Here is a 12869-nt window from a genome sequence, read left to right on the forward strand (position 1 = left end):
GCCGTCAGCGGCCGCGCGGCGCGCGGGCCGCGGCGAGCAGCTCCTCGGCGTGCGCACGGCCGAGTTCGGAGTCCTCCAGGCCGGCGAGCATCCGGGAGAGCTCGCGGACCCGCTCCTCGTCGGTCAGCGCCTTGACGCCGCTTCGGGTGACGGTGCCGTCGTTGGTCTTCTCCACCACCAGGTGCCGGTCGGCGAACGCGGCGACCTGCGGCAGGTGGGTCACCACGACGACCTGCGCGGACTCGGCGAGCTTCGCCAGCCGGCGGCCGATCTCCACCGCCGCCTTGCCGCCGACGCCCGCGTCGACCTCGTCGAACAGGTAGGTCGGCACCGGGTCGGCGCCGGCGAAGACCACCTCGACGGCGAGCATCACCCGGGACAGCTCACCGCCCGAGGCGCCCTTGGCGATCGGCCGCGGCTGCGCACCCGGGTGCGGGGCGAGCAGCACCTCGACCTCGTCCACGCCGTGCGAGCCGTAGGCGACGGTGCGCTCGCCGACCTCCAGGCCGGACGGGTCGTCGACCTGGGTGATCGCGAAGGTCACCCGGGCGTGCGGCATGGCGAGTTCGGCGAGTTCGGCGGAGACGGCGGCCGCGAACCGGTCGGCCGCGGCGTACCGGGCGGCCGACACCTCGGCCGCCAGCTCCGCCAACTCGGCCCGCAGCTCGGTCTCCTGGGCGCCGAGCTCGTCGATCCGCTCGTCGTCGCCGTCGAGTTCGGCGAGCCGCAGCGAGCCGGCCTCGGCCCACTCCAGCACCTCGGCGAGGGTGCCCTCGGCACCGGCGTACTTGCGCAGCAGCTGGCCGAGGACGGCCCGGCGGTCCTCCACCGCGGCGAGCCGCACCGGGTCGGCGTCCAGGTCGTCGGCGTAGCCCGCGAGGTCGCCGGCGACGTCGGCCAGCAGGTAGCCGACCTCGTTCAGCCGGTCGGCGAGGGCGGCGAGCCGCTCGTCGTGGTGGCGGACGGCGTCCAGTGCGCGGCGGGCCTGCGCGACCAGGGTGCCCGCGTCGACCGCGTCCGGGTCGGCCGGGTCTCCGGCCAGGGCGGCGTGCGCCAGCGTCGCGGAGGAGGAGAGCGCGTCGGCGTGGCCGAGCCGCTCCGCCTCGGCGGCGAGCTCCACGTCCTCGCCCGCCACCGGCTCGGCGGCGGCGACCTCCTCCAGACCGAAGCGCAGCAGGTCCGCCTCCTGGGCGCGCTCGCGCGCCCGGGTGGTCAGCTCCTCCAGCGTGGCCGACACCTCGCGCAGCCGCCGGTACACCTCGCGGTAGCGGGCCAGCGGACCGGCGACGGCCTCGCCCGCGTACCGGTCGAGCGCGCCGCGCTGCCGGGAGGGGCGCAGCAGCCGCTGCTGGTCGGTCTGGCCGTGCACCGCGACGAGGTCCTCGCCGAGCTCGGCCAGCAGGCCCACCGGGACGGCCCGGCCGCCGACGTGGGCGCGCGAGCGGCCCTCGGCGGAGACCGTACGGCTGATGAGCAGTTCGCCGTCGTCCAGCTCGGCCCCGGCCTCCAGGGCGCGGGCCACCACCGGGGAGCCCTCGGGCAGGCTGAGCCGGCCCTCGACCACCGCGCGGTCCGAACCGTTGCGCACCAGGGCCGGGTCGGCCCGGCCGCCGAGCAGCAGGCCGAGGCTGGTCACCACCATGGTCTTGCCCGCACCGGTCTCGCCCGTCACGGCCGTGAATCCCGGTGCCAGTTCGACCACGGCGTCGTCGATCACGCCAAGATCCCGTATCCGCATCTCGTCCAACACGGAGACGACCTTACGAGGTACCACCGTCGATGCGCGACGAGCCCGGCCCCCGCAGCACCAAGTTCATCCCTTCCGGGCCGGTTCCCCCCGTTCCTCCGGACACCCGGCACCGGCCGTCCCCGGCCGGAGCCCGACCGGAGCCCGACCGGCCGGTCGGCCGCTCAGGCCGCGGACCCTCCGGGCACGGTGCACCAGCGCAGGAAGAACTGGGCGAGCGGTCCGATGGCCAGCGCGTAGGCGATCGTCCCGACGCCGAAGGTGCCGCCGAGCAGGATGCCGGCGGTGAGCACGGTCAGTTCGATGCCGGTGCGGATCAGCCGCAGCGAGCGGCCGGTGCGCCGGTGCAGGCCGGTCATCAGGCCGTCCCGCGGGCCGGGGCCGAGCCGGGCGCCGATGTAGAGGCCGGTGGCGAGGCCGTTCAGGACGATGCCGGCGGCCAGCAGCGCGATCCGGGCGGGCAGCGCGTGCGGCCCCTCGACCAGCCGCAGGGTGGCGTCCATGGCCGCGCCCAGCACCAGCACGTTGCCGACCGTGCCGACCCCGGGCCGCTGCCGCAGCGGCACCCACAGCAGCAGGACGCAGGCGCCGACCAGCGTCACCCAGGTGCCCACGCTCAGCCCGAAGTGCCGGGCCAGTCCCTGGTGGAGGACGTCCCACGGGTTGCCCCCCAGCGAGGCGCGCAGCATCAGGCCCATGCTCACCCCGTACAGCACCAGCCCGGCCGCGAGCTGGGGCACCCGCCGGCCCAGCCGGGACGGCGGGCGCGGCACGTCGCCGGGGGCGGGCACGGGGGCGTCGGGGGCGGCTGGGGCTGCCGGGGCGGCTGTGTCGGGGACGGTCCCGGCGGTCGGTGGAACGGTCTCGGCGGAGGGCGCGGCGGCCATCGGGTCTCCCTTGCGGTGATACGCGGACTGGCGCCATCATGGGCGGTCCGCACGACGCCCATCCAGGTCCAATTCGAATCAGGTGGACTGGAAAATTCCGATGTCCGAGTGGCACACCACCATCACCCCGCCCGCCTTCGCCCGGCTATTGCGGACGGCCCGCGCACCCGACGGCGACGGCCGCCGCTCCGCGTACCGCACGCTCGCCGGACAGGTCCGGACGCTGCTCGCCGACGGCCGCCTCCCGGTCGGCACCCGGCTGCCCGCCGAACGCGAACTCGCCGCCGAACTGGCGCTCAGCCGCACCACCGTCGCCACCGCCTACGAGGCCCTGCGCACCGACGGCTACCTGCGCAGCCGCCGCGGCGCCGGCAGCTGGACGGTCCTGCCGGAGGGCACCCGGCCGCCCGCCGACGCCCTGCAGCCCGTCCCGCCGGACCAGCGCGACACCGTCATCGACCTGGGCGTCGCCGCCCTGCCCGCCCCGCAGCCGCACCTCGGCCGGGCCGCCGCCCGCGCCCTGGAGCAGCTGCCCGCGTACGCCGCCGGGCACGGCCACTACCCGACCGGCGTGCCGGTGCTCCGCGAGGCGATCGCCCGCCGCTTCACCGCCCGCGGACTGCCCACCTCCCCCGACCAGATCCTGGTCACCACCGGCGCCATGGGCGCCCTGCAGCTCGCCCGGCGGGCCCTGCTCGGCCGCGGCGACCGGGTCGCCGTCGAGGCGCCCAGCTACGCCCACAGCCTGCAGCTGCTGCGCCGGGCCGGCGCCCGCCTCGTCCCCGTCCCGCTGGCCCGACCGACCGGCCCGCAGCCGCAGTGGGACCTCGCCGCCTGGCGCCGCGCCCTGCGCGACTCCGCGCCACGGGTGGCGTACGTCGTCCCGGACTTCCACAACCCGACCGGCGCGCTCGTCCCCGAGGAGCAGCGCCGCGCCCTGCTGTCCGCCGCCCGCGCGGCCGGCACCGTGCTGCTCGTCGACGAGACCACCGCCGAACTCGGCTGGGGCGTCGACGACGGCGCCCTGCCCCGGCCCACCGCCGCCCTCGACCGCACCGCCCAGGTGATCACCGTCGGCTCGGCCAGCAAGCTGCTCTGGGGCGGGCTGCGGATCGGCTGGCTGCGCGCCGCGCCGGCCCTGGTACGGCAGTTGGCCGCGGACCGGGTGTTCGGCGACGTCGGCACGCCCGTCCTCGACCAGCTGATCGCCGCCGAGATGATCGCCGAACAGCTCGACGAGGTCCGGGCGCACCAGCTGCAGCGGCTGCGGGCGAGCGCCGACGCCCTCGCCGCGGAGCTGCGGCTGCGGCTCCCCGGCTGGGAGTTCACCCTGCCGCCGGGCGGCCTCGCGCTCTGGCTGGCCACCGCCGGCACCTCGGGGACGGCGCTCGCCCGGGCGGGCGAGCGGATCGGCGTCCGGCTCGCGGCCGGCGCCCGGTTCGGGGTGGACGGCGCGTTCGAGGACTACCTGCGGATCCCCCTGACCGTGCCGCCCGCCGCCGTACCGGCAGCGGTGGAACGGCTGGCCGAGGCCGCCGCCCGGGCCGCCCGCGGCAGCGGCCGCGCCCCGGCCGGCGGCGATCCCCAGCCGCTCGCGGTCTGACCTGACGTCACCCGGCCTTCCGGCAGACCGGTCGTCACCGACCGGTCGGCCGAGGAGGATCGCCTGCGGGCCCTACGGACGGTCAGTGGTGGTTGCCCGCCCTGCCGCGCCAACCCGTCACCGGCAGCGCGAACTTCGCCACCAGCCGGTCGGTGAACGGCGCCCGGTGCAGCCGGGCCAGCCGCACCGGCGTCTTGCCGCGGCGCACCTCCACCCGCGCCCCGGCCGGGAGTTCGACCGAGCGGCGGCCGTCCAGCCAGAGCACCCCGTGCGGGGTCTTCTGCTGCACCTCCACCGCCAGCACCGACTCCGGCGAGGTCACCAGCGGCCGGGCGAACAGCGCGTGCGCGCTGATCGGCACCATCAGCAGCGCCTCCACCTCCGGCCAGACCACCGGCCCGCCGCCCGAGAACGCGTAGGCCGTCGACCCGGTCGGCGTCGCACAGACCACCCCGTCGCAGCCGAAGTTGGACACCGGCCGGCCGTCGACCTCGGTGACCACCTCCAGCATCCGCTCCCGGGCCGCCTTCTCGATCGACGCCTCGTTCAGCGCCCAGTCCTCGTGGATCACGTCACCGTTGGTGCGCACCAGGACGTCGATCGTCATCCGCTCCTCGACCTCGTAGTCGGCGTCGACCACCCGCTCGACCACGACCGCGAGGTCGTCCCGCTCGGCCTCCGCGAGGAAGCCCACCCGCCCCAGGTTGATCCCGAGCATCGGCAGCCCCGACTCGCGGGCGAGCTCCGCCCCCCGCAGCAGCGTGCCGTCGCCGCCCGCGACGAGGATCAGCTCGCAGCCGTCCGCCGCCCCGTGCCCGCCCGGCACCCGCTCGACCCCCTCCGGCAGGTCGAGACCGACCGCCTCGGACGCCAGCAGCCGGATTCTGATCCCCGCCTTCAGCAGGCCGTGCACCAGCCCTTCCACGCTGCGCAGCGCCGCCTCGCGGCCGGTGTGCGCGATCAGGAAGACCGTACGTTCATCGCTCATGCCCGCTGCCCTCTCCCTAACGTCTGCAGGATCGTCGTCGACCCGCACGGCCTCCACCGCGCTGCGGCGGGGGCAGGACGTCCGTCGAGCACCCTACCGGGGGCCCTCCGCGACGGCCCGGTCCGCCTCGGCCGGGTCCAGCTGCGGCGCGTCCCGACGCAACCACAGGAAGTACTCGACGTTGCCGGACGGCCCGGGCAGCGGGCTGGCCGTGACCGCCCGCACTCCCAGGCCGAGCTGCCAGGCCTCTCCTGCTACCTGACGGATCGTCTCGGCCCGGAGTTCCGGGCTGCGCACGACACCGCCGCTGCCGAGCCTTTCCTTGCCGATCTCGAACTGTGGCTTGACCATCAGCACCAGGTCTGCATCCGGCGCGCTGCAGCCCGCCAGCGCCGGCAGCACCAGACCGAGGGAGATGAACGACAGGTCGCCCACCACCAGGTCGACCGGCGTCCCGCCGATCCCCTCCACGGTCAGCTCCCGCACGTTGGTGCGGTCCATCACGGTCACCCGCTCGTCGCTCTGCAGCGACCAGGCCAGCTGCCCGTAGCCGACGTCGACCGCCAGCACGTGCGCCGCCCCGGCCCGCAGCAACACGTCGGTGAAGCCGCCGGTCGACGCACCGGCGTCCAGCGCCCGCCGCCCCTCGACCACCAGGCCCTGCGGCACGAACGCGGCGAACGCCCCCGCCAGCTTGTGGCCGCCGCGCGACACGTAGTCCGGGTCGCTGTCGTCCTTCGCCACCACGACCGCCGCCGAGGTCTCCACCTGGGTCGCCGGCTTGGTCGCCGTCGTCCCGCCGACCGTCACCCGGCCCGCCGCGATCAGTTCGCTCGCGTGCTCCCGCGAACGGGCCAGCTTGCGGCGCACCAGCTCCGCGTCGAGTCGGCGTCGTGCCACTGCCACTGCTGTTCCATCTCCTACGTGCCCCTCCGGCCGGCACGGCCGGGGCGGGCGGTCACTCGTCGTCGAGGGCGGCCAGGATGTCGGTCAACCGCTGGTGAACATCTTCGTACACCGCGGGGTGCGCCTCGGTCTCCGCCCCGTCCAACGCCTCCAGCCGGTCCAGCGATTCGTCCACGGCCGGGTGACCGGTGCGGGCGGACTCAGGCACCGCCGTCCTCCTTCGGGGCCCGGCGGGTCACCGTCTTCTTGACGACCGTCTTCTTCACCGCCGCCTTCTTCACGGCGGCCGGCTGCGCGGTCGTGCGCTTCGCCGTCGCCTTGCGGGTGGTCGTCTTCTTCGTGGTCGTCTTCTTCGCGGCGGTCTTGTCGGCCGCGGTCTTCTTCGCGGCGGCCGGCCGGGCGGAGGACTTCTTCGCCGGCGTGCGCTTCGCGGGCGCCTTCTTCGCGGCGGGCTCCCCGTTCGCGGCAGCGTTCCCGGTCTCCGCGGCGTTCCCGGTCTCCGCGGCGTTCCCGTCCCGCTCCGGCGCGGCCTCGGCCGGCACCGCACCGTCGGAGCGAACGGGCTCCGGCCGCGGTTCGGCGACCGTCGGCTCGGGCTCGCCGTCGTCCCAGCCGGCGTCGAACAGGCCGTCCGCCCGGTTCGCGGGCTTCCCGGCCGTACGCGGCGCCGGTGCCACGTCCTCGTCCTCGTCGACCGCGCGGAGCTTGCCCTCCAGGTAGCTCAGCACGACGCCGACCTTCACCATCTGGTCGCCGACCCGCTCGAACACCCGCTCCACCTCGCCGCGGGCCACCCCGACGGCGAGGTCGACACCGGCCCGGCCGACCGTCACCGCCTCGGTCGCCAATATCTGCAGCGACCGCACCGAGGACGGCATCTGCTCGGTCACCCGCTTCTCCACCGCGGCGACGTCCACGCCGCTGCGCTCCAGCAGGTCGGACGCCGCCCCCACCACCCGGCGGCCCGCCTCCTCCGCGATCCCCGTCGCGACCACCACCACGCCCCGCACCGCATCACGCAGCATCCGAACGCCTCCTCCGCTTGCCCGGGTCCGCTCCGACGCTACCCCGTACCGCCCCCGCACCGCTGCACCGCACGACCGGCCGGGTTCCCCCGCTGGGTTAGCGTGGGGGCGATCGGACGGCCGCCCGGCCCTCCGACCGCGGTCGACGGGAGCAGGACGGCGATGGCCACCATCGAGGAGTGCCGCGCGGCACTGGAACAGCTCAGCCGCAACCTGGCCGGCTCCGAGGGCGACGTCCGCAAGGCGGCCGCCATGGACCGCTCGCTGACCTGCCACATCACCGACCTCGACCTGACCTTCTCCGGCCGCCTGCGCGACGGGCGGATCGCGGACGTGACCGAGGCCCCTGGCAAGCCCGCCGCCAAGGCCGACATCCGGCTCGCGATGTCCGGCGACGACCTGGTCGCCCTCGTCGGCGGCCGGCTCAACTTCGCCTCCGCCTGGGCCGCCGGCCGCGTCCGCCTGGAGGCCGGCTTCCGCGACCTGCTGCGGCTGCGCACCCTGCTCTGACCACCGGGGCGGCCACGGCTCAGAAGCCGAGCTCGGCCAGCGCCTTCCGTCCGTCGGCGGGGGCGCCGTCCGCGTCCAGCGCCGTCCAGGCCGCCGCGCAGAGCGCCCGCAGGCCGTCCCAGCGGTCGCCGGAGCCGCCGAGCACCAGTACGCCGTCCGCCGCCCGCGCCGTCCAGCCGCCGCAGGCGTACCCGCCGTCGGCCGCGGAGACCTCCGGCTGGGGGACCAGCAGACCGCGCAGATCGGCGGCCAGGTACGTCGGCCGGTGCTCGGCCGGTGCGGCGAGCAGCTGGGCGGGCGTGGCGATGCCGGTGAACACCAGCAGGCTGTCGACGCCGCCGTTGAAGGCGCCCTCGATGTCGGTGTCCAGCCGGTCGCCGACCACCAGCGGCCGCTTCGCACCCGTGCGGATCACCGTCTCGCGGTGCATCGGCGGCAGCGGCTTGCCCGCCACCTCCGGCTCCTCGCCGGTCGCCGCCCGGACGGCCGCGACCAGCATCCCGTTCCCCGGCGCGATGCCGCGCCCGGTCGGCACCGTGAGGTCGGTGTTGGAGGCGATCCACGGCAGCCCCGCGGCGACCGCGTACGAAGCCTCCGCGAGGTCCTTCCAGCCCAGCGACGGGTCGAAGCCCTGCACCACCGCGACCGGCTGCTCGTCCATCGACCGGACGGCGACCAGGCCGTGCTCGGCCAGCGCCTCGACCAGTCCGGCGCCGCCGCACACCAGCACCTTCGAGCCGACCGGCACCTTCGCCGCGACCAGCCGGGCCGCCGCCTGCGCCGAGTTGATCACGTCCGCGGCCTCGGCCGGCACACCGAGCTCGGTGAGGTGCTCGGCGACCACCCGCGGCGGCCGCGAGGCGTTGTTGGTGACGTAGGCCAGCCGCATCCCGGCGTCCCGGGCCTGCGCCAGCGACTCCACGGCGTGCTCGATCGCGTGCGGCCCCGCGTAGACGACGCCGTCCAGGTCCAGCAGCGCGGTGTCGTACGCCTCGGTGAGCGGCCGGGCGGACCCCTCCGGAGCGGTCCGCCCCCGGCTCTCCCCCGTGGTCGTCGCTGCAGTGGCCCGGCTGGTCGCGGTGTCCGTCATCGGCTGCTCGTCCTCGTTCCGTCGTCGTGCATCGTCGTGCGTCGTCGTGCGTCGTACATGGGATGCCGTGCGTCGTGCGTCGTCGCTCGGGCCGCGGCGCCGTTGCCGCTTCATCACTCCGCGCCGTCGGGCTCCTCCGGCGGCGCCAGACGGCCCGGCGCCCCCGGCAGCAGCGGCCCGAAGGCCCCGGCCCGCGCGGCGAGCGTCGCCCGGGTCTGCCTCAGCGCAGCCCGGTAGTGGGCGTTCTCCGGCCGCATGGCCACCGCCAGCGCCAGGTGCTCGGCGGACGACTCGAAGTCGCCCAGCCGGGCCGCCGCCACGCCCCACCCGAACTGAGCGTAGTCGTCGGACGGATCGGCCAGCGCAACGGCCCGGAAGCTCTCCAGCGCCGCCGCGTACGAGCCGGTGTCGAACTGGGCGCGGGCCAGTGCCTCCCGGATCGACCGGGAGTCGGGCTCCGCCTCCGCCGCGCGCGCCAGCAACTGCACGGCCGCCGCCGGGTGCCGCTGGTCCAGCAGTTGCACCCCGCGCCGGAACCAGTCGTACACGTCGCCCTCCGGCGCACCCGTGCCCTCGCTGCCGCCCACCCGCTCCGAGCCTCCGCCCATGCCGTCCCTCGCTCCCGGTCCCGGCCCGCCCCGTCACCGGTGCCTGGCCTCTCCACCGATCTGGCAACACTCCCCACCCGGTGAACATGCCCCGTTCCGCACCCGTGATCACGTCCCCCGCGTGCCCCGCGGCCCGTGCACTGATACCGATACGGAGGGACGCCGCCGCTCCTGCTGCGATCCTGTACGTGAACACCGGCCCCCCGATCGGAGGCAGGGGTTTCCACGCGAGGAGATTCGATGAGTGCACCCAGTGCGGACAGCGGAGCTGCGGCTCCGGCGGGCGGCCCCGGCGACCCCGGACACGTCGCGACCGCAGGGCTGTCCCTGTCCCCCTTCCGCGGCCTGCGGTACGTCCCCGACCGGGTCGGTACCCTCGCCGCGGTCACGTCGCCGCCGTACGACGTGGTCGACCCCGGCCGCCGGCAGGACCTGGAGACCGCGGACCCGCACAACGTGGTCCGGCTGATCCTCCCCCGCCCCGAACCGGAGGACGCCGGGGACCGCCCGGACCGCGACACCCGCTACCGGCACGCCGCCCGGCTGCTCTCCGAGTGGCAGCAGCAGGGCGTGCTCGCCCCCGACCCGGCACCGGCGCTGTACGTCTACGAGCAGCGCACCCACGAGGCCGGCGGAGGCACCCTGCAGCGCGGCCTGATCGGTGCCCTCGCCGTCAGCGGCCGCGAGGCTGGCGTCGTGCTGCCGCACGAGGACGTCATGCCGCGGCCGGTCGCCGACCGGGTCGGCCTGATGCGCACCACCCGCGCCAACCTGGAACCGCTGCTGCTCACCTACCGCGGAAACGGCGGCGCCGCCGGTGTGATCGAGCGCGCGGCCCGCCGCGAACCGCTGCTCGCCACCACGACCAGCGACGGCACCGACCACCGGCTCTGGGCGGTCACCGACCCCACCGACCTCGCCGAGGTCACCCGCGACCTCGCCACCTGCCGGGCCCTGATCGCCGACGGCCACCACCGCTGGGAGATGTACCTGCGGCTCCAGCGCGAGCACCGGCACCTGCCGCGCAGCCCCTGGGACCGCGGCATGGTGCTGCTCGTGGACACCGCCCGCTACCCGCTCAACGTGCGGGCGATCCACCGCGTCCTCTACCGCCTGCCGGTCTCCGCCGCGGTCGCCGCGCTCGCCCCGCACTGGCAGGTCAAGGAGGTGCCCGGACCGCTGGACGCGGCCCTGCAGGCCCTCGCCGAGGCCAAGGAGCACGGCGGCAACGCCTTCCTGCTGACCGGCGGGGACGGGGTGTACCGGCTGGTCGGCGAACCGGACGAGGAGCGGATCGCCGCGACCGTCCGCACCGACCGGCCCGAGGAGTGGCGCCGGCTCGACGCCACCGTCCTGCACGAGACGCTGCTGGACCACACCTGGCAGGTCCCGGACGCCCCCGACCACATCGGCTACCTGCACACCGCACGCGCCGCCGAGCAGGAGGCCGCCCGCAGCGGCGGCACCGCCGTCCTGCTCCACCCGGTCCAGGAGCGGGTCGTCCGGCGGCTGGCCGAGCAGGGCGTCACCATGCCCCGCAAGTCGACCTCCTTCGGCCCCAAGCCGGCGACCGGACTGGTCCTGCGCTCGCTCGCCCTCGGCTGACACCGACCGCACGGCACGCGGCACACGCCGCACGGCACACAACGACGGAGGGCCCCACCGCGGCTGCGGTGGGGCCCTCCGTCACTCCGGTCCCGGGGGACGCGGGATCAGTCGCGCTGCTGCGCGTCCTCGCCGCCGTCCTTCGCCTCGGGCGCCCCGTCCTCGTCGTCCTCGTCGATCTCGAGGTCGTCCTCGTCGTAGTACTCCTCGACGTCTTCCTCGTCCTCGTAGATGACGCGGTCGTCGCCGATCTCGTCGTGCGCGATCCTGCGGGCGGGGGCCTCGGCCTGCTCGGCCTCCTCCTCCGCCTCGTCCTCGGCCAGCGCGTCGACGAACTCCAGGCCGTCGATCTCGGCCAGCCGCTCCGAGGCGTTGGTGGAGCCGTCGGTGTCGGCCTCGGCGGCCTTCGCGAACCAGTCGCGGGCCTCCTCGCCGCGCCCGGCGGCGATCAGCGCCTCCGCGTAGGCGTACCGCAGACGGGCGGTCCACGGCTGGACGGAGCTGGACGCGAGCTCGGGGCTCTGCAGCGTCACCACGGCGGCGTCGAACTGCTCCATGTCACTGCGGGCACCCGCGGCGACCAGGCGCATCTCGACCTGGCCGGCCTTGTCCAGCTGCTTCACCTCGGGCTCGCCGGCCATCGCCAGCGCGCGCTCCGGGCGGCCCAGACCGCGCTCGCAGTCCGCCATCACCGGCCACAGGTCGGCACGGCCGGTCATCCGGCGGGCGGCGCGGAACTCGGTCAGCGCCTCCGAGTAACGCTGCGTCATGTAGGAGGCGAAACCGGCCGCCTCACGGACGCTCGCGACGCGCGAGGCCAGCCGCAGCGCGACGCGGGAGTACTTGTAGGCCTCCTCCGGCTCGCTGTCGAGCAGGCGGGCGACCATCACCAGGTTGCGCGCGACGTCGTCGGCCAGGGTCTTCGGCAGGCTCTTCAGGTCCTGGCGCACATCGGCGTCGATCTCGAACCCGGTGACGTCCTCCGGGATCGGCAGCCGCTGGACGGGCTCCTGCGAGCCACGGCGGTCGTCGTAGTCCCGACGGTCGTCACGGCGGCCCTCGAAGCGCCCGCCCCGGTCACCACGGTCACCGTACGGCCGGCTGCCACCGCGGCCACCCCGGTCGCGGTCGTCACGGCCGCGGTAGCCACCGCCACCGGACGGACGGTCGCCGTAGGACGGACGGTCGCCGTAGGACGGACGGTCGTCACGACGGGGACGGTCACCGTAGGACGGACGGTCGTCACGACGGAACTCACCACGCGGGCGGTCGCCGTAGGAGGGGCGGTCGTCGCGGCGGGGACGGTCACCGTAGGACGGACGGTCGTCACGACGGAACTCACCGCGCGGGCGGTCGTCACGACGCTCACGGTCCCCGTACGACGGACGGTCATCGCGGCGGGGACGGTCGCCGTACGAGGGGCGATCGTCGCGCCCGCGGTAGCCACCGCCAGCGCCACCGCCGGCAGGACGGTCGTCACGGCCACGGTAGCCACCGCCACCGCCGCCACCGGACGGACGGTCCCCGTACGAGGGACGGTCATCGCGACGCGGACGGTCACCGTAGGACGGACGGTCGTCGCGGCGGGGACGGTCACCGTAGGACGGACGGTCGTCACGACGGAACTCACCGCGCGGGCGGTCGTCACGACGCTCACGGTCCCCGTACGAGGGACGGTCGTCGCGACGCGGACGGTCGCCGTACGAGGGGCGATCGTCGCGCCCGCGGTAGCCACCGCCAGCGCCACCGCCGGCAGGACGGTCGTCACGGCCGCGGTAGCCACCGCCACCGCCGCCACCGGACGGACGGTCCCCGTACGAGGGACGGTCATCGCGACGCGGACGGTCGCCGTACGAGGGGCGATCGTCGCGCCCGCGGTAGCCACCGCCAGCGCCACCGC

Annotated in this window: 13 protein-coding genes; 3 read left to right on the plus strand and 10 right to left on the minus strand. The window is 75.7% G+C overall.

The window, feature by feature from the left end:
• Positions 1-4 precede the first annotated feature (4 nt).
• Together recN and ABZ641_RS13930 are read right to left on the minus strand one after the other, a co-directional pair.
• Positions 5-1738, minus strand: a complete 1734-nt coding sequence (gene recN / locus ABZ641_RS13925; protein WP_344627771.1) for a DNA repair protein RecN — start codon at positions 1736-1738, stop codon at positions 5-7.
• Positions 1739-1911: 173 nt separating this feature from the next.
• Positions 1912-2445 carry a hypothetical protein gene (locus tag ABZ641_RS13930; RefSeq protein ID WP_359981672.1) on the minus strand — a complete coding sequence of 178 codons (534 nt, stop codon included), beginning with the start codon at positions 2443-2445 and terminating at the stop codon, positions 1912-1914.
• Between the two features lie 289 nt (positions 2446-2734).
• On the opposite strand from ABZ641_RS13930, the gene ABZ641_RS13935 reads away from it, so the two are divergent.
• Positions 2735-4237: a PLP-dependent aminotransferase family protein gene (locus tag ABZ641_RS13935; RefSeq protein ID WP_359981656.1), complete on the plus strand. Its 1503-nt coding sequence runs from the start codon at positions 2735-2737 to the stop codon at positions 4235-4237.
• Between the two features lie 82 nt (positions 4238-4319).
• On the opposite strand, the gene ABZ641_RS13940 is transcribed toward ABZ641_RS13935, so the two are convergent.
• The 4 genes from ABZ641_RS13940 to ABZ641_RS13955 form a co-directional block, all read right to left on the minus strand.
• Positions 4320-5225, minus strand: a complete 906-nt coding sequence (locus tag ABZ641_RS13940) for an NAD kinase (protein WP_030273388.1) — start codon at positions 5223-5225, stop codon at positions 4320-4322.
• A gap of 93 nt (positions 5226-5318) precedes the next feature.
• Positions 5319-6125 carry a TlyA family RNA methyltransferase gene (locus ABZ641_RS13945; RefSeq protein WP_344627770.1) on the minus strand — a complete coding sequence of 269 codons (807 nt, stop codon included), beginning with the start codon at positions 6123-6125 and terminating at the stop codon, positions 5319-5321.
• Positions 6126-6183: 58 nt separating this feature from the next.
• Entirely contained in the window at positions 6184-6339 is a 156-nt protein-coding gene (locus tag ABZ641_RS13950; protein ID WP_344627762.1) for a hypothetical protein, read from the minus strand.
• Positions 6332-7156: a hypothetical protein gene (locus ABZ641_RS13955; protein WP_359981660.1), complete on the minus strand. Its 825-nt coding sequence runs from the start codon at positions 7154-7156 to the stop codon at positions 6332-6334. Before ABZ641_RS13955 ends, ABZ641_RS13950 begins: the two co-directional genes overlap by 8 nt.
• A gap of 162 nt (positions 7157-7318) precedes the next feature.
• On the opposite strand from ABZ641_RS13955, the gene ABZ641_RS13960 reads away from it, so the two are divergent.
• Positions 7319-7666 (plus strand): SCP2 sterol-binding domain-containing protein, encoded by a 348-nt coding sequence (locus tag ABZ641_RS13960; protein ID WP_359981662.1) that lies wholly within the window; start codon positions 7319-7321, stop codon positions 7664-7666.
• A 19-nt stretch (positions 7667-7685) separates the two neighbouring features.
• Here the strand turns inward: ABZ641_RS13960 and ABZ641_RS13965 are convergent, their stop codons facing one another.
• Entirely contained in the window at positions 7686-8756 is a 1071-nt protein-coding gene (locus ABZ641_RS13965) for an HAD-IIA family hydrolase (protein ID WP_344627759.1), read from the minus strand.
• A gap of 113 nt (positions 8757-8869) precedes the next feature.
• On the minus strand, positions 8870-9364 hold the full coding sequence (locus tag ABZ641_RS13970; protein WP_344627758.1) for a tetratricopeptide repeat protein: 495 nt from the start codon (positions 9362-9364) through the stop codon (positions 8870-8872).
• Positions 9365-9604: 240 nt separating this feature from the next.
• On the opposite strand from ABZ641_RS13970, the gene ABZ641_RS13975 reads away from it, so the two are divergent.
• Positions 9605-10969 (plus strand): DUF1015 domain-containing protein, encoded by a 1365-nt coding sequence (locus ABZ641_RS13975; protein ID WP_359981666.1) that lies wholly within the window; start codon positions 9605-9607, stop codon positions 10967-10969.
• 107 nt (positions 10970-11076) lie between these two features.
• Here ABZ641_RS13975 and ABZ641_RS13980 read toward each other — a convergent pair whose 3' ends face one another.
• Complete coding sequence (locus tag ABZ641_RS13980; protein ID WP_344627756.1) at positions 11077-11919, minus strand: tetratricopeptide repeat protein; 843 nt, start codon at positions 11917-11919, stop codon at positions 11077-11079.
• A partial coding sequence (locus ABZ641_RS13985) for a hypothetical protein (protein ID WP_359981669.1) occupies positions 11904-12869 on the minus strand: 966 nt, incomplete at its 5' end. The genes ABZ641_RS13985 and ABZ641_RS13980, both read right to left, overlap by 16 nt.

Source organism: Kitasatospora sp. NPDC007106 (assembly GCF_040634455.1).
Taxonomy (GTDB): Bacteria; Actinomycetota; Actinomycetes; order Streptomycetales; family Streptomycetaceae; genus Kitasatospora; species Kitasatospora arboriphila.

Bases quoted from the DNA above. Each gene is read 5' to 3' on its own strand.
- ABZ641_RS13970 (WP_344627758.1), bottom strand. From the start codon at position 9,364: ATGGGCGGAGGCTCGGAGCGGGTGGGCGGCAGCGAGGGCACGGGTGCG.
- ABZ641_RS13955 (WP_359981660.1), bottom strand. From the start codon at position 7,156: ATGCTGCGTGATGCGGTGCGGGGCGTGGTGGTGGTCGCGACGGGGATC.
- ABZ641_RS13935 (WP_359981656.1), top strand. From the start codon at position 2,735: ATGTCCGAGTGGCACACCACCATCACCCCGCCCGCCTTCGCCCGGCTA.
- ABZ641_RS13965 (WP_344627759.1), bottom strand. From the start codon at position 8,756: ATGACGGACACCGCGACCAGCCGGGCCACTGCAGCGACGACCACGGGG.
- recN (WP_344627771.1), bottom strand. From the start codon at position 1,738: ATGCGGATACGGGATCTTGGCGTGATCGACGACGCCGTGGTCGAACTG.
- ABZ641_RS13975 (WP_359981666.1), top strand. From the start codon at position 9,605: ATGAGTGCACCCAGTGCGGACAGCGGAGCTGCGGCTCCGGCGGGCGGC.
- ABZ641_RS13930 (WP_359981672.1), bottom strand. From the start codon at position 2,445: ATGGGCCTGATGCTGCGCGCCTCGCTGGGGGGCAACCCGTGGGACGTC.
- ABZ641_RS13960 (WP_359981662.1), top strand. From the start codon at position 7,319: ATGGCCACCATCGAGGAGTGCCGCGCGGCACTGGAACAGCTCAGCCGC.
- ABZ641_RS13940 (WP_030273388.1), bottom strand. From the start codon at position 5,225: ATGAGCGATGAACGTACGGTCTTCCTGATCGCGCACACCGGCCGCGAG.